This is a genomic window from Paenibacillus sp. S150, from assembly GCF_019352175.1.
In the GTDB taxonomy this organism is placed as follows: domain Bacteria; phylum Bacillota; class Bacilli; order Paenibacillales; family Paenibacillaceae; genus Paenibacillus_AQ.
The window spans coordinates 244,617-264,479 of the sequence record NZ_JACBYI010000001.1 but is presented as its reverse complement, the minus strand read 5'-3'; the positions used below and the strand labels follow the sequence as shown (position 1 = coordinate 264,479).

Genomic DNA, 19,863 nt, shown 5'->3' with positions numbered 1-19,863 from the left:
GAAGGCTACTGTTCGAGATCCAGTTCAGCTTGAAGTGGCGAATGAAGGAGATTTGGAGAATGGGGAGTCAGTGACTCGATTTTTTGTAGAAGGAGGTCGATGGATTGCTTTTCGTTATATCCTAGTGTGGGATCATTGATGCTGCGATAGAGTAGGGCGGTGTAAAGCGAACTGAGCTGATCGCTATCGAACAATCTACCTTTGTCGAGTAATCCACTCCGCATTAGAAAATCGTCTTTTGCCTTCTCATATTCATTGCGATAAAAATAATGGCCTATGGCAAATCCAGTCCGCTCGCTATTCATCTCCCACGTAACAAAGCGAAACTCACCTTCCCCATCGTAGCGGCCAGCTAATACATGATGGTTATATTCCAGCATACTGCGGTAACTGCTCAAACTGGAGATTCCAAGCTGGGCAGCATTACGATAGCTGCGCTCTATCTCCAAGACCTTTCCGACAATGTTTGGAATCTGGTGAATGAGTGCAGCTTCGACATTAGCTGGATAATGAATTTCACCATTATCATGGATAAATGCGATAGGGTCATTCTTCTGAAGAACGGAGAGAACGGAGAACGATTCACGCTGGATATTCAAACCCAAACGGGAGAGTTCTGCTTCCAGCACCTCTTTCATTCGATTATTGATCTCCATTGGCCGATGGTTCCTTGAGCTGAGATGGACTCTCCTGAGAAGGAATTACTTGAAGTTGTTGATTCGGTTTGTCTTCTGAAGATGGTCGATGTTTCCGTGGAGTTTGACGCATCAGTTTCTCAAACGATTGCAGCTTTCCATTGGTAAAAAACATTTGATCATTCCTTTCAAAGTGGTTGGAGACTCACTTTACCTATCGAATCCTTTATCCTTATTTCGAAGAAGCCATTCTTTCTTAGCCTGCTTCGATAAATCACCGCCCATTAGCTTGCTTTTGTCGTCGTAATCCATTTGGGCATTCATCGCCAATCCTTCCATCAGGTTAAGCAGCTCAAGCACTAATTGCTCTGTCATGGCATACTGCCAATTAGCTTGTTTGGTATTAAAGCTGGCATCCTTCTCTAGCTGGATGATGGTGCGAACGGTGGAGAGGATGCGGTTGGCGATACGTTTCTCTGCTTCAGCCTGATACTTCGCACGCTGTCTGTTCAAATGATCTGGATTAGAATCATAAAGCATGGCCAGGTCCATTTTGGCCTCAACGTTATCCGCCACCATCTGAGCCAGATAGCGATTCTCTTGCAACAAGTTCTGTACAAACTTATCCAGCAGTGTTTTCGATTCAGGAGGCAACAGCTTGTACGCAAGTCGTCCGGATTTCGGCATTTGTTGACGTAATTGAAAAAGCTGTTCAGCCAACTTCTTGACAGAAGAGGGTTCCACCAAATGATGTTTGGGAAAGCGGAGAAGAGAGTCTTCATCGTCAATTTCGAACCGCTGCTGGAATGCTCGAAATGCTTTTGGGTTCAACTGCTTCAGATAGTTCTCAAATTCTAATACCAATTGATCGGTAATCTCGGATACTCCGGATTTGGCCTGATCCCGCATGGCAATAAACTGTTTGATTTTATAAGCGAACGTGTCTTTAATCAACTGTTTGCGAATACGATTGGGGATTTCGGGGGAAGTGAAGTTCTTCATGATTTGTTGTTTCTTATCCCAGAACACTACATGAAGATGAGGGTGATCTATTTCGTTGTGGAAGGCTGCAGCCCAGCAGAGGTTCTCTGTTTTAATCTGGTTTTGGGCTGCAAGTGTGGCAATGTGCTGTTCGATATACTGCTGCCATGCCGTGAAGTTTGATAGTCCTAATTCCATTGCAGTTTCTTTGCGGAAAGAAATAATGCCACGATACATGTTTTTGCCTTGCTGCGAAATATCTCGGGCAGTTCGCGCCACTTCTTGCCAGGAATCAAATATCTGCATCTCGCCGGGCTTTAGTTTTCCGAATAGACCATGGTTTTTCGCATCATGCCGAACTGCACCGGGGCGGGTGGCGATATAACCAATATGACAGTAATTGCTGACTGCAGTTTTGGGCTTATTGGGATGGAAGAAGCGTTGCTTATAGATCAGAGCCGACATCGATATCGCCTCCGCGCAGTCGCTCAGCATCCTGCTCAAAACCATCACCGGAGAGGAATAGTTTCTCCACATCAGTGAGCTTCATCTTCATGTATTCCACTGCAAGCTGCCGAGCCTTCTTCTCAATCTCCCGAAAAGTTGTAAAACGATTCACATCTATTAAATCCGCAATGATAGCAATGGTGGAGTAATAAGAGGCGGCGGACATGATGAGGTCTTTGCTAGCCAGTCCGGCTAACCGGTTGCTCAAACCATTGATGGCAATGGTGATCTCCTGGCGGATAATAGTAGTGATGAAATCAATCTCTTCGGTATAGGCATCTACAGACATCCCCTTTTGAATAAAGGCACGTACGATATCTGACATACTGAGATGCTTGGTGGCCGCGTACTTTTTCAACGCTTCATATTGTTTCTTTGGGAGCTTGACGGTGATCTGTACGGTTTTCTCAGCTTGTGCCATGGCATCTCCTTCCCATTAGGATACTCTTATGCGACATTCGTTTACCGGGCGAAAATCACTAGAAATGTCGGTGGAAGCTCTGCTTCCACGCTGTTTTCTCGCAAAATGACATTTTGCTATTCCTGCCTTTACACCACCACCATCGGGCGGTGCCCTCTGGTGGTGGGACGGCAGTTCTTTTATCCAATGAGAAAAAAGTCTACAGTTCATAATCAAAATCCTCCTCATGAATAGGTGATTTCGCTTCGGTTATCTGACGTAAAGAAACCAGATCTACATTGAAATCCTTATTATGTGGCGTCTGGATACTGGTCTGATATCCTAACTCATCATACTTATGGGTAAATTTAAAGGCAGCCTCTTGTCCCCAATTGGGAGCCGGGCTGCCATCTCGATAAGTGGCGTTATAATCATTGTCTAAGCAGAAGATGATTTCATTAATAGTGTGTTGGGATAGGAAGCGCTCTAAGGCATGATCTGATAAGCAACCAAGGGAGATTCGATGATCTGCTCGCCAGTCCAGCCCGTTCAGCTTGGTGAGTGTGGCATGGCTCATGGCGTCGATGGGGCTTTCACATACGTAAATTCGCTGGCTAATATGACGAGGTGAGATATGAAAAGGATAACTTTTATTTGAGTATTCCCGGTCCTGCTTAAAAGGTCGATTCGGATTACAGCCTCTCATTGAACAGTACTTAGGAACTCCATCTTGATCGTATCCGACGAAAACACAGTTTCCAGTTTTGGATTGCTGGAAAAGCTTTTTTTCGTGCATGAGGTGGGACATGATTTCAGGGTCAATCCCTCGAACGTGTACGAGATACCAAGCGACTCGTCTATAGTTGGATGCCTTGTCCGGAAGGATGAGCTGGCCGGCTGTTTGAGGAGAATAGGGCAGAGGAGTGAAGCGTGGGATTTCACTTCCCAGCAGAAAAGCTACGGCTTCTTTGAAACTCCTATTCCAGAATTGCATTACAAAGTCAATTGGGCCGCCGTGGGTATCGGTGGAAAAGTGGTAGTATTTATTGCTGTCTTTGAAAAAGTAAAGACCACCGCTTTGCTTCGCGTGAAGCGCGCGGCGGCCACCGTTTTGGAGGATGTAGCCATGGGATCTAGCAAAATCAATTAAATTGGTATTATTAGCTTGTGCTATATAACTTTTTTTCAAATTTGGATATGGTTTCATGATAAATCTCCTAACTGAGCTGTTGAAAAAATTGGTAAAATCAATACTGGAAGTATAAAAAATGGCTCATAGCATTTAAATAATTCTATAAAATGAACTTCATTAAAATAATATTGGCGTAATGCGAACTCGGCGATAGACTACTAGAATTATGATTAAAAAGTGAAAGTTATTTGCGAAAAGAAATATAGGAATACTATATAAGAATAACGTCTGGAGTGTAGATATGCAGCCAATTACAGAAAATGAGATGACGGTTGAACTAAGTTTATGTGGAAAGCCAAAAGCATATAATTCTGAAGATGGATATCCTTTTGAAAAACTTGATGATAGGCAATTTGAAATTATTGTTTACTATATTTTCAAAGAGGAAATTCAAAATTCTCCGCTATATAAAACCAGGCATAATAGAATTACACTAATGCCTGGGGTTGGGGAAAAAGGAAGAGATTGTACTTTACAATTGAATAATAAATATACAGGTATTATTCAATGTAAAAGATTTGGTGATAGAGTTGACAAACCTCAAGTTGCGAAAGAAATTATTAAATTTTCACTGCATTATCATTTAGATAATACACTCATCACTGATATTGATCAGTTTACTTATTATTTTGCAACCTCAATTGATTTCACTGGTCCAGCGATTCAATTACTGGATAACTTTGCTTCTGAAATCGAACATGAAGCGAAATTAGATCGTTGGATTACTGATGTGATATCTGATTATGAATCATTCAAAGAATTAGAACTGGAAACTATTAAACCTAGATTAATAGAGATATTAAAAAGCTTGAAAATTGAAAAGGTAACTTCAACTGACTTAAACGTATTTATAGATAAATACAATTATATTGTCGAGAAGTTTTTTTCAATTAATAAGGTAGTTTCTATTTCTGAAGTTGAAGCATTAATTAAATCCAAGGATTTATCATTTGCACAATTTTTAATGGTTCTTTTTGAAGAGATCAAGAGTATAGATGGAATTAGGTCTATAAATATAAAGGAGCAACTTATTCACAGAGTTGAGTTAATTCTTACTCAAATAAAAAACTTGGGAGAAGAAAATTTCAAAAAAGTGATTTGTAATATTAAAGTTCCTTTCCTTACTTTGTTTCAGGATCCTCAAGAAATTAAATTTATTGATAATAAAGAACTTATAAAAAATATAGTCATTAACTTAAGTCTTATCTCATTCATTTATCCAGAAATTAAATTGATAGATAATAAGGGACAGTCCATAAATCTAGATGGTAATACTAATTTGGCTTATCTACATACAGCAGAAAGAAGCGAGTATAACGTAGTAATATTAAGGTTATTGCGTTATTTTAATGAACCTGATGTAGACATAAGTAGAGTGGAAAAAGTAATAATAGGAAATGTTGCTGCGGATAATTGTTTCCGTGAGAATCGTTCTGCGCTGATTGACTTTGATCATATTATTACACAAATCACTGAAGTGGATCTTGAAACAGCAGAAGGAAAAGAAGAATTTAATAATTTGAAAACCAAGTATGACTTCATTTACCATTGCGAGCATGCCTTTAATTTTCAAACCAAAAATACAATTGAAGAACTCATAGATCAATTGAATAAAGTGTTGGGTGGGGATCGTGTTGGATCAATTTAGTATTTATTCATTTGTTGATGATTTTTTTCTTAAATTCGATATGGAAAAGATTATTGATCCCAGATGTAAATATATTGATTGTTTATATATAGATCCAAACAGAGAAAAATATATATTTGCTTGCAAAATTTTTGATAATAAATATGAGATGTTTAAAAATTGGGAGCTGGTTCAAGATCATGACATAGCTCTTTATTTACAAAATGAACTTTTTTCTAGAAACGATATTCGGTGGGATATCTATTATTTGCTGATTTATATTGGTGAGGATGATTTAACTATTGATGAATATCATTTTATTGAAAAGGATCGCTTTTGTTGTAAAAAATATGTGATAAAGGCAAAAGATCAAAAAGAACTGATAGAAAATTTTAATTTTAAATTGCCATTAACATCAAATTTTTATCAGTTGGAAAAATTAAATGCCTTAATAACAGATGACCAGTTTTTTCAACAATTAAGAGAGAAGGTTACTTTTAACAAAAATATTATATCGGATAGAATATTATCTGATTTAGTACTCCATAAAAATGAGCTGGTTGATCAGCTTAAAGGGGATTGATTATGAAGGAAGTTAGATTAACTAAAGTAGTAGTTGACCATTTTAGAGGATATAGAGAACCGAAAATATTTGATATGACTAAAGGTTCGGATTTCACGATCTTATCAGGTTCAAATGGTTTTGGGAAAACTTCTTTTTTTGATGCAGTTGAGTGGGGATTTACGGGAAAACTTTTCCGCTTTGAAGAGCCTAATGAGGAGAAAAGTAAAAATCACTTTATAAATTATCAGCCGTATGAAATGCCTGCTAAAGTCACACTGGAACTTTTAGATGCTGATAAAAGGTACGTGTTAGTTAGAGAAGCAATGAATTTTGAATACAAAAATACTGATTATGGATTAAATAAATCTAAAATCATACTTTATGGAACGGACTCTGGTGTTCTTTATGATCAAGCTGCAACAAATAAATTAAATGATCTCCTAATACATGATGATTGGAAAGGGAAATTAGAGTTTCAAAATATATTCTCACAATTTCATATACTTACGCAAGATAAGTTGAAATACTTTGTACAGGGATTAAAAGGTCCAGATAGGTACAGTCAAATTTCCTCTCTTTTAGGGACAAGTAGATTTCAAAAATATAATGAACAAATTACTAATATAAAAAAAGAAATAAATGATAAGATCAAGTTTATCAATGAAAGAATAGTAAAAATAACTCCTTCCTTAGCAGTATTAAATGACAGAGTAAACGTTCAACAGAATTTTAACGTTGAAGGGTTTAGTAATATAAATGATTTCATTGACGATCTATTGTCAAAATCGCGTAACATAACTGGAAATGAGCAAATAGGAAACTTTAAAGGAGATAGTTTATTTAATGAAGAAACCATAAATTTTATAAATAGTGTTGTTAAACAAAATTCTTTTTATCTAGCAAGTATTAATTTGCAATTAAATGATCTAACAAATAGAATCAAAGGTCTTGAAGATATTAACTCAAGAAAAGAAATATATTTAAGCACAAAAAGTGATGCGGAAAAATTGCGTAATGCTATTCCAGTTATCATTGAAATACAAAATTTAAATTATTTAATTAATAATTTTGAAATGTACAGAAATTATTCTGATAGCCAAAGAGAGTTAGAAAATAAAAAACTCCAAAAATCCAATAGCCTAAATAAAGTATCAGAATGTATCCAGGAGATTGAATCATTCTCTAATCGTTTGAGTACTCAATTTGGAAGTATTGATTCAATAATACATCAAAAAATAGAAGTTATAGATAAACTATCACTTTTAAAGAACACGTTAAGTGAGAGTTTAGAGATTCTAAACATAGTATCCGCAGATGATTTTTTGAAAAAAAGTGTATATGAAACCAATGAAATCATTTTTGCACTACATAACCAAATTAATGTAAAAATTTCTCGGGTTGAGAATAGACAATCTGAAAAAAATAATTTAGAAAAGGAGCTTGAACGTTTAGATCAAAAAAATGAATCAATAATGAAAATTGATAAAAAATATAGAGATATACTAAAAACATCAAGAGATCACATTGTGACTGCTAATGAACATAATCATACAAACGAAGTAGACTGCCCAGTTTGTGGTACAGGGTTTGATTTTGATGTGTTGATTCGAAACATCGATAGCACTCTAGCTGAAGAAAGCGATGAGATTAAGAGTAATATTTACATATCTGAAGGTTTGAAAAAAAGAATTTTAGATATTGATAGAGAAGTACAGAGTAATCTCGAAGAATTTATTTCATCATATAATGAATCAAAGATAAGATTAGTTGAAATTCTTACTAAACTTAATGCAAATTTATCAGAGCATAAGATTTCTCGAAGTAACATTCTTAGTGAATACAGAATGTTAGAACAGCAATTAGAAATAAATCGACAACAGAACTCTAATTATATTGATATGATTGGAAAGGTAGGGTTCTCTACAGAAGGTAATGAGTTATTACAAGAAATTAATATAAAACTCAAGATTAATAATGAAGTTTTTGCAAATGCTAATATTCAAGAGACTAATTCAGAAGATATTAGAAAGAGAATAATTAATTTAGATGAATACGTAAAAGGGTTTGAGGATAAGCTTGGGTCATTGAATATAGCAGATATAGATTCAGAATTGGTTTTAGAGATAAATTCTCTTTCTTCACTTATAAAAGAAAATGAACATAAGAAAATAGAACTTCATATGATTGTTGAGAAACTTCAGCAAATAGTTCAATTGGTAAACAATAACAAAGATTATGAAGAGTTAAAAAGACTCAAAGTACTGAAGGGCAATCTGGAAAAAGAAGTTGATGAACATGCGAAAGTATTAAAACGACTCGAAGATATTAATGATGCAGCAGATAAAGTTATTGAGGAAATGAATGGTACAACATTAAAAGAAAACGAACATCTTATAAATAATATATACAAACGCATTTATCCTCATCCTTATTTTACTAATATTAAATTGGAATTAGGCACAAATAACAGTGGCAATAATGTGTTACAGATAAAATGTTTTAAGGAAGATCAAAGTAGTTGTGAAATAAACCCAGCTTTTACATTTAGTACAGCCCAAATGAACGTAGTAGCTATTAGCATTTTTTTCGCTCTTGCATTAAGACAACAATGTACACGATTAAGCACTATACTTTTAGACGATCCTGTTCAAAGTATGGATGATATCAATATTTTAGCCTTTATTGATATTTTAAGAAGTATTTCGTCAGAAGAAACAACATCAACATTAAACAAGCAGATAGTAATGAGTACTCACGATGAGAAAATTTATAGATTACTATCAAAGAAATTAAGATTCTTAAATACTCAATCTTATCGGTTTTTAGACTACAATGAGACGGGACCAGTTTTTGAATAGTTTGAACTATTGGTTAATTTAAAGGTCTGTTCTAATGAACGGCCTTTTTTTTATGGAGATAGCAAATCATTTTCAATGTTAATTGATTCGTTATAAGGATCTGGGTTGTGACTCTGTTTACAAGGTGAACTAAGAATAGTTTCTTGAGTTAATAATTCTCGAAACTCTAATTGAGAAACAAGTTCTACTTGACGAGTTATAGTTTTTTGTAAGGTTTGTTCAAATTCAAATGATTTTTCAATCTCGTTCTTGACTTCAGCTAACTGTGTTTGAATATCCATTAACCTATGCTTAGTAGAGTGAAGGTTCTCAAGAATTTTTACAAATATATTCTCCAGACGTGTTATATTCCCATGCCCCGACTCCCCTAAATCAATAGAATATGTCTCGGCGCCTTTAACCTGTATAGAGACTTTGTTAAAAGCAGAGCGACCTAAATGAAGCTCAAAACCGCGGTAGCGGCCCACACGAACTACCTCCCCAGAATTGGCTTCATTTAACTTCAAAAGAAGAAGGAGCAACTCTCCAGCCTCTGATTTTTCATTATAGATTTTCCCCTCAAGCTCAATAGAAAATTCGTTACTTCGTGTTTTTTCAGCCAGTTCTACATCAGCTTGCAGACGGATAATCCGTTGTTCGCAAGCTTGTATTTCTCGAGGATAATGCTGGGAGATTTGCCGTTCCATAATTACATGTTCATTGTTCCAATTGGCCTTGAGCAGCTTTAAACGTATTACCTCATTATCCACATGCATCTTTTCTGCAAGAAGGGGGTTAGCCGTAGCAATAGCCTTTACCTCAGCAGCTGATAAGACCGTTTCATCTGCATCTTCACAGGAACGGGAAATGCTTTTGCCAGTCATTACTTGTGAAATGTATCGGAGCTTCTGCTCTTGAATCTGCCATAGGTAACTGTCAAATGTCCCCTTAGTCACATAGCGAAAAATCTGGATTGTTTCGTTTTTATTGCCTTGCCGCAGGATACGTCCATCACGCTGTGTAATATCTGCCGGACGCCAAGGACAATCAAGGTGATGAGCGGCAATAAGCCGATCCTGAACATTCGTACCCGTTCCCATCTTCTGAGTTGAGCCAATTAAAATACGAACCTCTCCGCGGCGCACCTGTTCGAATAACTCTTCACGCTGTATATCCGTTTTAGCATCATGAATAAATGCAATCTCCTGTTCGGGAATACCTCTGTAGATTAATTGCGTTTTGGTTTCATCGTAGACATTGAAGTATCCTGGCTTGGGTGTGCCACTATCAGAGAAAATGACTTGAGTAAGTCGATCAGATCTGGATTGTTCCCAAATATCAAAAACGTTGCTGATACATCGACTTAACTTGGAATCAGATTCAACCGGAGCCTCAGGGTTTACCAGACGGGGATCAATGGACATGAGCTTGGCTTCATTCGTTAATTTCAGCATATTGTCTTCGGTAGCCAGCACATCATTGTTCCGGATTTTCTCAGCACGTTCGACAAAGCTGTCCATCATCATTTTTTGGAAGGGAGAGCATTCAGTGACGACAATCTCCGGCTTCCCATCTTTCAATTCGGGAACCGGAAGCTTGAGCATTTCGGCAGTTTGAATATCAGCAACGGTGCGAAATATGTTCATGAGTTCCGGGAGATTATGAAATTTGGCAAACCGGGACTTCATGCGATACCCACTGCCTTCAGGTGTCATCTCGAGCGAGGAGACAACTTCTCCAAAGGTGGCTGCCCAATTATCGAAAAAGTCCAAACCGAGTCGCTTTAAAACCATTGGCTGCAAATAACGCTGCATCACATACATCTCAGACATGCTATTGCTTATCGGTGTCCCTGTAGCGAATACCACACCTCTGCCTTGATTTATTTCCTGGATGTATTGACATTTTAAGAGCATATCCATGGCACGCTGACTACTTGTTTTACCTATACCGGCCACATTGCGCATTTTGGTAAAAGTAAAACAGTTCTTGTAGGCATGCGCTTCATCAACAAATAACATATCAACGCCAAGCTGTTCAAAGTAGAGCAAGTTATCTTTTTTATCCTCATTGACCAAACGCTCCAATCGATGCTTAAGTTGATTTTGGAAAATGACCATCTGTTTAATCGTCCAGTTGTCACCCTTTTCCCTTTTGACCTGATCAATCATCTGGGTAACTCCATTGATTTCATTTTGCAGTAATTGTTCCTGACGCTCATGAGATATAGGGATCTTTTCGAATTGGCTGTGGCCGATGATAATTGCGTCGTAATCACCCATGGCGATTTTAGAGACAAAGCGATTTCGGTTCTGCATACTGAAATCCTTTTTTGTGGTTACCAGGATGTTGGCAGCAGGGAAGAAGCGCATAAACTCATTGGCCCATTGTTCAGTTAAGTGATTGGGAACACAATAAAGTGGCTTTTGAATGGCTCCCAGCTGTTTTAAATACATGCTTGAAGCAATCATAGCAGCGGTCTTACCGGCTCCCACCTCATGAGCCATAAGGGCGGTCCCTGAGTATATAATTCTTGCTGCAACGTCTTGCTGGTGTTGCCGGAGCTCCACTTCTTCACTCATACCCTGAAACACAAGATGGCTGCCATCATAAGTACGTGGACGGAGAGTATTAAACTTCTCATTATAGATACCCAGTAATATATCTGCCCGGTTTTTGTCCTTGAACAGCCAAGATGAAAAGGCCTCTTTGATTTGCTGCTGCTTGGCGCGGGCAATCATCGTTTCCTTGGCGTTCACCACATATTTGATTTGTTCATTTCCATTCTGGTCGAAGTAGGTTACCGGATCACGAACAGTAATACTCTGCAGGTTCAAACTGCATTCATAAATGTCGTATGCATTTACCCGCGATGTACCAAAAGTGCGGTTTACTTTTATTGATTCCCGTTCCAATGATTTGCCGGAGACGCGCCAGGAGTTCGCATATTCCATGTACTCAACATTGATATTTCCAGCAGATTGATGATGTCCTGCCGTTCCAAATGTCTCATACATGAAATCACGGTAATACTTGATTGGAATCCACGGACTTCCAATCCGAAAATCAATATCACCCGGTAATAGTGGAGCAGGTTGCACAGCACTCAGGGCGGTTACATTACGCTCAAACATCTCGGGATATTCCGATGTTTTTAGCTTGGCATAGGCTAATTTGTCTTTTACATTTCCGGATAAGTATTCTTCATCCAGTTCCCAGCCTTCGTCTTGATTGCCAACATATTTCTGGGGATTAAGGAACAGCCGGTCTCCAAGTTCATCTAAGATCTCTTCTGTTGATTTGCCATATAGTCTCGACATATAGGATAGATCTACTTTGAGTTTCTGATTCAGGCAGATTTGAAGAGCTTGTAAAGCTGAATCAGCATGTACCGGCATGCGGTTCGGACGAATCGTGGGTTTAGTGAACACCTGAGCTTTTACCCAATTTTTCTCGGGTGTCATATCCTCAATGGAGCGTAGTAGTGGGAGCTGATCATCATCTGAAAAAGCGGCAGTATTGGCTCGATCATTAATGGGCCCGTGTCTTTTGACAAATTGATCGTAGACCTCATTTAGTCGCTGCTGTCCCTGTTGGAGTTCTGAGATGTCATAACCATATTCTCGGGACTGAATGTCAATCACTGTTTTGAGGGCATCTCGAATGTCGCATAATCCTTTAATGCGTTCTGCTTTTTTGCCCTTGATGTCTTGGAAAAGTAAATATTTATTCTCGCAGAAATAGATCTGATTATCCTTAATCACGTAAGTGAAATTCTTGGTTCCTGCATCGGCTGGTTGCGCTTGTTCCTGTCCATCCTCTAAGTCCTCAATTTGAATGTCATCGGGTAAGGCTGAAAAATGAGCTTTTAGAGAATGAAGAGCAACACTTAAGTCTGCATATAGATCCTGCTGAGGTTTAGGGAAGCAAGCAGTAGTTCGTTCTGAACCATACATGCTACGATCCCAGTTCATATCTCCGAGCACCATTTCGGGATGATGATCAAAATAAGTATTGATTGGAATGCCATCGGATGTGCGGGAGACCGAAATCCAATCTAGGAATTGTTCAGTGTCCAGCTGCCGGGGCTGATCCAGCTTCTGCAGGAATACCATGTCGGTAGTTACTTCAGTACCGGCAACTGCTTTGAAAGCAGTGTTCGGTAAGCGAATAGCACCAATGAGATCAGCTTGTTCTGCTAACTCTTTTCGGATCGAAGAGTCTTGTTTATCGAATGTACCTTTACTGGTGATAAAGGCTATGATCCCGCCCGGCTTCACCAATTCCATTGATTTTATGAAAAAGTAATCATGGATCAAGTAGCTTTCTTTAAAGCGATGATCGAAGACTTGGATGTTATTGAAAGGGATATTGCCGATAACAGCATCAAAACTGCTTGGAGTAAAGTTGGTTGTCTCAAAACCTTGAACATGGATTTGTGCTGAGGGGTATAATTGCTTGGCCATCCTACCGGTGATTCCATCCAGTTCAACGCCAAAAAGCTTTGCTTGCTGTAAGGTGTCAGGAAGTACAGAGAAGAAGTTTCCGGTACCCATAGCAGGATCAAGGATTTTACGGTGTTCTCCGTCATTTAGGCCAAAGCGCTCGAGTGCTTGATAGATGTAACGAATTAACTCCGGCTCTGTGTAATAGGCTGTAATCGTGGAGTTCAGTGCTTCAGCATATTCTCTCTCATCCAGCAAATGTTTTAACTCCGCAGCTTCATACTCCCAATCTTTTGCATTCTCATTAAAGGCATTTGCAAGTCCACCCCAGCCCACATAGCCAGCTAATATCCTTTGCTCGTCAGGCGAGGGAACACGACGTTCAGTTTCAAGCAGTTTCAGAAGACGGAATGCTTCTATATTTCGTTTGTATTTGCTTTTAGCTCCGGAAGGATAAAGGGATACTTCCGTATTATAGTGGAAGTTCTGAGGTGTGAAAGCAGGGTGTTCAAGAGGTTCTTGAGTAACAGAAAGAGTACTTTCAGTCTCTTCTTGGAATTCCTGATTCTCGGCGGATTCAATTTCTATAGGCTCACGTTGTATAGGAGCTCCAAGAGTACCGGCCTGACTCTTATTGTCTTCCGCCTGCTGAACGTAATCAAATAATGTCCATTCCTCTTCTTGCGGAGGGAAGACAGATAGGCTATCGTCATAGCTTCCATTTTGAATGAGCTGCAGGAGAGTAGTGGCTATCGTTCTCCAGTTGATAAGGACCTCATGGGCCCCTGCACTGTCAGACCATAGTAGTTCAATTCCTTTTCCAGAGTGAGTATATCCGGTCAAGCCATTGCCAAAATCGCCTCTGGCTCCACCAGTCCCGTATCGATTTTTAAGCATCGGAATGAGGTCATGAGCCTTTGTAACTGAGTGTTCGGCTACGTAAGAATAGATGACTTGTTTTCCTTGCATTGAACCCATACCGCTGCGGAGCAAGTATTCTAACATTTCTTGTTCCGATAAAATGATATCTTCAGATTTTTCAGGCAATAAAAAAGAACCGCTAATTTGCGGTTCTAAGGACAATGTATTTGAAGTTGCAGTTATCTGGGTCTCAAGACGATCTCGTTCAGTACCAGTTCCTCCGCGATTGATTTGATCTGGTTCAAGTGCCGTGTCCGTTCTAGAGTATCTTCGGTCTGAGGTAGCGGTTGTAGTCGGAGTAACTGGTCCGTCAGCTGTTGTATTCTCTCGTTCGCTTCTTGGTCGATTTGGTGCATTTTCTCCATCAGATTGCCCTGCATCTTCAAGCTCATTAATCGATGGGGATGATGATTCCTGAGATAGTTTAAGCTCATTCTTCCGTATTTGCCTAGAGGCTGCTGGTCGGTCTCCACTTGACTCGATATTTGCATCAGAGGATAGAGCAGTCCGTTTGTCTGCTGACTGTAGTTGAGATTCAAGCTCTCTTTGTTCATAACTAACCTTCCTTTCTAGTTCCATTAATTTGATATGTCTGCCGATGTCGAGCAAAATCTCTTTGGAAATTTTAGTTAATATCCCGCCCAATCGAGACATTAGCGGTACAGTGTTCCAATCGCATATAGTATCGAACACCTGTGATGAATCTGGCTCTGGAAGACCGCACCGAGAATGAATGAAGTAGATGCTGCTGGCGACAATCAGTTCCTGCATTTGTTCTTGCACGCCAGAAAAAGGGAATGTGGCAAAAGGATGATTCACCATGTCCAGCTCTATATCCTGAAATAAATCAAAAGATAATAAATACTGTTTAACCATCTTCGTGATACATAACCCGAGATCATTGGTTTCATTGGAGGATAGCCTGTTAGCGAGTTCAGTAAAATCTAACCCCAGTAAACTCCAGGGTTGAGGAGGGACCCTTCCGTGAGTCTGGGAGACATCGAATAAATAGTCTATATGAGGCTTATTCTCCTGAAAGTTACTGACGCCAATGGCTTTTTCTCCTCGATTAATGTACCGGCCTAGTTTGTTCCAAAGAGGAAGGGAGGCTAACATGGATGTCTTTGGATTCTGCATATATATGAGAAGAGCATTATCAAAAGAGTATTTATAAATTCCAGAAGCAAATTTTAAATAATCCATCCAGTCTTGTGGTGACTGCGAAATTTGTGAGACAGCCGATTGATAGATGGCTCTTAGTGTTGTAACACGGGCCACGATGGTTATCCTCCCTTCCTGTGGATCGTGTGACTTTATTGTTCCAACTCATCATAGATATCTTTGGCTGGCACAAAGGGAAGCCAATCTCGTTTGATATCCACGGCATAGGCTGGATAGCGAAGCTTGATCCCTTCAAAGAAATATGGCATGAGTCCATTATCGAACAGATAATAGGGGCTGAAAGAGTGGGTCTCTTCTTCATGTTCTCCCGTATTGCCCGAATAGAGGTTAAATGCGAGACGGGTAAGACGGACTGTTGTGCCTGTCTGCCAGCCGTTGTTTAAGCCCTCTAGCCTAATGCTGTCTTCTCTGAAATCATAAAGATCATTAATGTGACGGCGTGTATCTTCTGTAAGGCCTAACAGATAAAATAGAGCGGATCGGTAAGGATCGTGTTGACGCTCAGCGCGAATGACATTACCTTCATAAAATTGTTCATGGGCTAGATCTTTGAATACCATTAAATTTCCTCCTCTTCAATTAAGGGATGTTGTTCAGGCTCTGACTGGAGCGAAAAATATAGGGTTAAAGCTTTATTGATGATTTCCTCAACTTCTGCGGCTTTACTCTCAGGAGAGAAATATTTGGCATATACTTTATACTTTAGCTTGAATGGAGCAGGAACCTTATTTTTTGGCTTCCGGCTAGACTCACCGGAAAGGATCGCTAATGCGGCTTGCTCAGTGAAATTGCGATTTTCTGATTTTGCTCGAAGCAGCTCGGATTTTTTCATATCTACTTTAAAGCCTTGTTCATGAATTAAAGATTCCACGGTTTGTTGTTCTTGCGGTTTCAGGTAAGAGAGATCGACGGCCGGGCGAAGCTTGATTTCACCTTGATCGACTCTTTCCATGAGTTCTGGTAGAAGATGATTCAAGCGCAAATATCGTTTGATATTGGTTGGGCTCATATCGTTTTTCTCGGAAACTTCATCCACGCTCCAAGTTCGCTGTCCCACTGGGACAGTGGACTTGGAATCCTCGGTGTTATAAGGGATCTCGCCGTTTTCAAGCTGAGTTATTTTGCTCTGTTTTTGCTTAGCTTCTTTGCAAGCTTCAAGCTGCATCTCCAGGGCACGAGCAAGTTCACTGGGCAACATATCCTGAATGGAACGTTGATGAAAATTGGTGTCCACCACGATAATTACAGCTTCTGCTTCCGTCAATTGTTCTTTAACAATGGAAGGGATAGAAAGTAACCCCGCAGCTTTAGCGGCATTGACGCGATTATGCCCAGAAAGAATTTCATAGGAATCTTGTTCCATTGGACGGACTATAACGGGAATTAGCACACCGTTCTCTAGGACGCTTTCGATTAAGTCATCCAGTTTTTTGCCCTCATACAGCTTAAATGGATGTTTATGAAAGGGAATAAGGCTGGAGAGTAGAAGAGAAGTGACTCCTGGATTTTCAGGAGATGATGTTAAATGGTCTGGTCCCTCAGACAAAAGTAAAAGCTCATCAATGCTTGAAAGCTTAGGCGTAGGTCGCTTATTGCTGCTCATCTTGCATCAGCTCCTTCGCTAAACTGCAATAAGCAGTGGCTACCTTCGACTTAGGATTGAATTCAATAATGCTTTGACTGTAGAAATTCGCCTCACCGACTTTGACTGAAAGAGGGATTTGAACATCAAAGATACGGACGGTTTCCTGGTAATAGGCTTTTACTAACCGAAAGGCTTCTTTATATAAATTGGTTCGGGTATCACACATGGTCATTAAAATCCCGGCTATGCTAATCCGTGGATTAATACGTTTCTTTACTTTGATGATTATTTTCAATAGCTGAGTTAAGCCTGTCGCAGACCACAATTGAGGGTTTACTGGAATCAACACACTATCGCTGGCCGCCAGGGCATTTATCGTTAGTAGACCAAGAGAGGGATTTGTGTCTATAATGATATAGTCATATCTTTGTTTCATGGATTCCAGTAATGTGGTGAGAGTCTTTTCACCACCCATTTCATCTCTTAAATTAATCTCAGCGACAGATAGTTCTATGTTGCTTGGGATGAGGTCTATATTGCCATGATTATGAATGTATTCATCAGGAGCCGGTAGGGGTTCGTCACTCATGAGGGCATTCATAATATTGAACATTGAAAACTTAAGCTGGTCTGGATTCTCGATTCCAAAGCACATACTTAGATTGCCTTGTGGGTCGAAATCAACCAGCAGCACTTTTTTATCTTCATGGGATAAGGCGCACGCTAGATTGTAGGCGGTGGTTGTCTTGCCAGTGCCACCTTTCTGATTAGCAATAGTGATAACGGTTGTTTGTGTCATTGTAAAAACCTCCCCGGAGGTTTGCTCCGAACATATTGTCAATGGTAGGGAGCGGGCTGGTTCTCTCATTTTTCTCTCCGAGTTCTCTCGCAGTTCTCTCCAAAGGCTAAAATTGCTCTTTCTGTTGCTTGTTGCCGGAAACCCTTGTGGCTCTAAGGAAAACACGAAAAACCGTAAAAATCCTTGATTCTACAAGGTTTTTTGCGGATAGTAGGTTCCCTTATATTCCACTGCAGGGGGTTAAAGTCCAAATGACTTCTGGGACTTAAAATCCTGCGGTACGTGAGTACCGTACGGGTTCGACCCCCGTCCTCGGCATCCTTGATTCATAAGGGTTTTTTCCGGAAAACCCTGGTTTTTGAAGTAGGGCAGGAGAGAAGTTTTTATCGAGTTCTCTCCTGCAGTTCTCTCCTTTTTCCAAAGGAGAGAACGAGGAGAAGATCGCATGACTCTCATGAAATATTGAGAGCAATGCGGTCTTTTTTTATTAAAAGACCAGGACATCACTCATTGTTGATGCTGAAGATACTTTGGAGCTGTATTCCAAGTGAGAATAATGTCGGCTGTTGTAGAATAGCCATTCCTGGATTTCTTTCATGCCGACCCCGTTGGCGAGTAAGAGGCTTGCGCAACTATCCGCAGATACTGACCGTCATTGAGGAATGGGAGGATCAGAATGCGCTCGACCAGCATACGGCAGCCAAGCATTTTTAAAGTAATTGTTCCCCTGTTCAAGGACCTTGTGGTGAAACCGAACGAAATAAATCTCTATTGAAAGAAATATCAAATACCCTATTATTCAGGCACCAATGGCATGGGTTACATCTGCTGAATTAGTTGCCGCTGTATCAAATGAAGGAGGCATGGGAACATTGGGACCCAATGCTGGAGAAACAACAGTTACCACCGATCCGGTTGAGACTGGCGATCTGCGCGGTCGGCCTGTTTGGTTTCTGTTTTATAAGCGCGAATACCTCTCGCGCGTATGTGATTACAGTGTTAATCGTGACCGGTACGGGTTTTGGCGTCTTCTCATCTCCAATTTCCAACGCGATTATGTCATGTATAGGACCTAAGGACTACAGTGCTGCGAACTCGTTTCAGACAACAATGAGAAATCTGGGACAGGCGGTAAGCCTCTGCATCATGACGTCGATCATGACTGCTCATATTGGGGACACAGCCTTTGCGGATGCCCCCGTGTCCGGCGTGTCCGGGCTGGTTTTGTCGATGCGCACGGGCTTCATCATCCCAAAACAAATCATACTTGCTTATAAATACTTCGATAAACTTGTGGAGAGAAGCCGGTCCATTCCCTAAAGACTTTAATGAAATAACTGGTATTCGAAAATCCGATATTCTCGGCAATTTCAAAGATTGGCAACTCGGTTGAAATAAGCAGGTTTTTAGCAGCTGATAATCGACTTACCTTTACGTATTCATTTGGTTTCAATCCTATTATTTTTTGAAAAAGTCGAATGAAATGGTACAGGCTGTATCCAGACAATTCTGCCATATGTTCTGTAGTCCAATGAAAATCCGGCTTATCGTGTATTTTATCAGCTATTCCGTGAATAATCTCCTTGTGATCAAGAGTGTTGGTGTTTTTTAGTGACTCGGAATTTTTAAGTAAGAATAATATTAGCTCGTACACCAATGAGGACAAATGAGGTTCAATCCCCGTTTTAAATGCATCCATTAGTTCAAACATATCCGAGAAAATCCGTTGTACATATTGGATACCTGCAAATCTAAAAAAAGAAGGGGTATCCAGCTTCCACATAGAGAGTAACGGGGCGACGGCAGTGAAATGTACAAAACATATCTCCCAGGGATCGTCCTCATCGGAACCATATTGTTGTTGTTCTTTTGGCGGGTAAAAAAATCCGCATCCCCCAGTCAAGTCCAAACGTTCTCCCTCATGGATGACATACCCCCTTCCTCTAAGTACTAAATGAAGATTGTACTCCGGCAAGAAACCACTTTCACGATTCTCACGATGTGTAGGGAAATTGTAATAGTGTCCAATGCCTACAGGATATAAAAGATGATGTTTAAAGGTGGGCGGTGGTATAAAAATGTTTCTCCTCATATGATCACTCCATAGCAATTATTTTATATATTGTATAGCAAACATGTGTTATTTACAATAATAAAAAGGATGAATAGAATAGTGGTATAGAATCA

At 39.7% G+C, this 19,863-nt stretch carries 14 protein-coding genes and 1 tRNA gene; 6 read left to right on the top strand and 9 right to left on the bottom strand.

Annotation, left to right across the window (positions count from 1 at the left end; genetic code table 11):
* Positions 1-5: 5 nt before the first annotated feature.
* The 4 genes from HYD27_RS01015 to HYD27_RS01000 form a co-directional block, all read right to left on the bottom strand.
* On the bottom strand, positions 6-638 hold the full coding sequence (locus HYD27_RS01015) for a hypothetical protein (RefSeq protein ID WP_219210459.1): 633 nt from the start codon (positions 636-638) through the stop codon (positions 6-8).
* Positions 639-845: 207 nt separating this feature from the next.
* A complete protein-coding gene (mobP3, locus tag HYD27_RS01010) occupies positions 846-2,081 on the bottom strand; it encodes a MobP3 family relaxase (RefSeq protein WP_219210457.1) in 1,236 nt (411 codons plus the stop codon).
* Complete coding sequence (locus HYD27_RS01005) at positions 2,062-2,544, bottom strand: ribbon-helix-helix protein, CopG family (protein WP_219210456.1); 483 nt, start codon at positions 2,542-2,544, stop codon at positions 2,062-2,064. The genes mobP3 and HYD27_RS01005 overlap by 20 nt, the downstream gene beginning before the upstream one ends.
* A 199-nt stretch (positions 2,545-2,743) precedes the next feature.
* Positions 2,744-3,730: a DUF3991 domain-containing protein gene (locus tag HYD27_RS01000; protein WP_219210455.1), complete on the bottom strand. Its 987-nt coding sequence runs from the start codon at positions 3,728-3,730 to the stop codon at positions 2,744-2,746.
* 226 nt (positions 3,731-3,956) lie between these two features.
* On the opposite strand from HYD27_RS01000, the gene HYD27_RS00995 reads away from it, so the two are divergent.
* From HYD27_RS00995 to HYD27_RS00985, 3 genes are read left to right on the top strand one after another with little or no spacing between them, the layout of a single operon-like run.
* Complete coding sequence (locus HYD27_RS00995; RefSeq protein ID WP_219210454.1) at positions 3,957-5,363, top strand: PDDEXK family nuclease; 1,407 nt, start codon at positions 3,957-3,959, stop codon at positions 5,361-5,363.
* Entirely contained in the window at positions 5,350-5,925 is a 576-nt protein-coding gene (locus tag HYD27_RS00990) for an ABC-three component system middle component 1 (protein ID WP_219210453.1), read from the top strand. Before HYD27_RS00995 ends, HYD27_RS00990 begins: the two co-directional genes overlap by 14 nt.
* Before the next feature lie 2 nt (positions 5,926-5,927).
* Positions 5,928-8,765, top strand: coding sequence for an AAA family ATPase (locus HYD27_RS00985; RefSeq protein ID WP_219210452.1), 2,838 nt, complete (start codon positions 5,928-5,930; stop codon positions 8,763-8,765).
* Between the two features lie 50 nt (positions 8,766-8,815).
* Here the strand turns inward: HYD27_RS00985 and HYD27_RS00980 are convergent, their stop codons facing one another.
* The 4 genes from HYD27_RS00980 to HYD27_RS00960 are packed head-to-tail and all read right to left on the bottom strand — an operon-like array spanning position 8,816 to position 17,676.
* Positions 8,816-15,388, bottom strand: a complete 6,573-nt coding sequence (locus HYD27_RS00980; RefSeq protein ID WP_483874569.1) for an N-6 DNA methylase — start codon at positions 15,386-15,388, stop codon at positions 8,816-8,818.
* 35 nt (positions 15,389-15,423) lie between these two features.
* Positions 15,424-15,852 carry a DUF6075 family protein gene (locus HYD27_RS00970; RefSeq protein ID WP_219210448.1) on the bottom strand — a complete coding sequence of 143 codons (429 nt, stop codon included), beginning with the start codon at positions 15,850-15,852 and terminating at the stop codon, positions 15,424-15,426.
* Positions 15,852-16,895, bottom strand: a complete 1,044-nt coding sequence (locus HYD27_RS00965; protein WP_219210446.1) for a ParB N-terminal domain-containing protein — start codon at positions 16,893-16,895, stop codon at positions 15,852-15,854. Before HYD27_RS00965 ends, HYD27_RS00970 begins: the two co-directional genes overlap by 1 nt.
* A complete protein-coding gene (locus HYD27_RS00960; RefSeq protein ID WP_219210445.1) occupies positions 16,882-17,676 on the bottom strand; it encodes a ParA family protein in 795 nt (264 codons plus the stop codon). Before HYD27_RS00960 ends, HYD27_RS00965 begins: the two co-directional genes overlap by 14 nt.
* Before the next feature lie 232 nt (positions 17,677-17,908).
* Here HYD27_RS00960 and HYD27_RS00955 point away from each other — a divergent pair.
* The 3 genes from HYD27_RS00955 (at position 17,909) to HYD27_RS32845 (ending at position 18,752) form a co-directional block, all read left to right on the top strand.
* Positions 17,909-17,994 (top strand) — tRNA-Leu (locus tag HYD27_RS00955).
* Positions 17,995-18,300: 306 nt separating this feature from the next.
* Positions 18,301-18,390 carry an antibiotic biosynthesis monooxygenase gene (locus tag HYD27_RS00950; RefSeq protein ID WP_219210443.1) on the top strand — a complete coding sequence of 30 codons (90 nt, stop codon included), beginning with the start codon at positions 18,301-18,303 and terminating at the stop codon, positions 18,388-18,390.
* A 95-nt stretch (positions 18,391-18,485) separates the two neighbouring features.
* On the top strand, positions 18,486-18,752 hold the full coding sequence (locus tag HYD27_RS32845) for a hypothetical protein (protein ID WP_219210441.1): 267 nt from the start codon (positions 18,486-18,488) through the stop codon (positions 18,750-18,752).
* Positions 18,753-18,937: 185 nt separating this feature from the next.
* Here HYD27_RS32845 and HYD27_RS00940 read toward each other — a convergent pair whose 3' ends face one another.
* Positions 18,938-19,768: a helix-turn-helix transcriptional regulator gene (locus HYD27_RS00940; RefSeq protein WP_219210439.1), complete on the bottom strand. Its 831-nt coding sequence runs from the start codon at positions 19,766-19,768 to the stop codon at positions 18,938-18,940.
* Positions 19,769-19,863 lie beyond the last annotated feature (95 nt).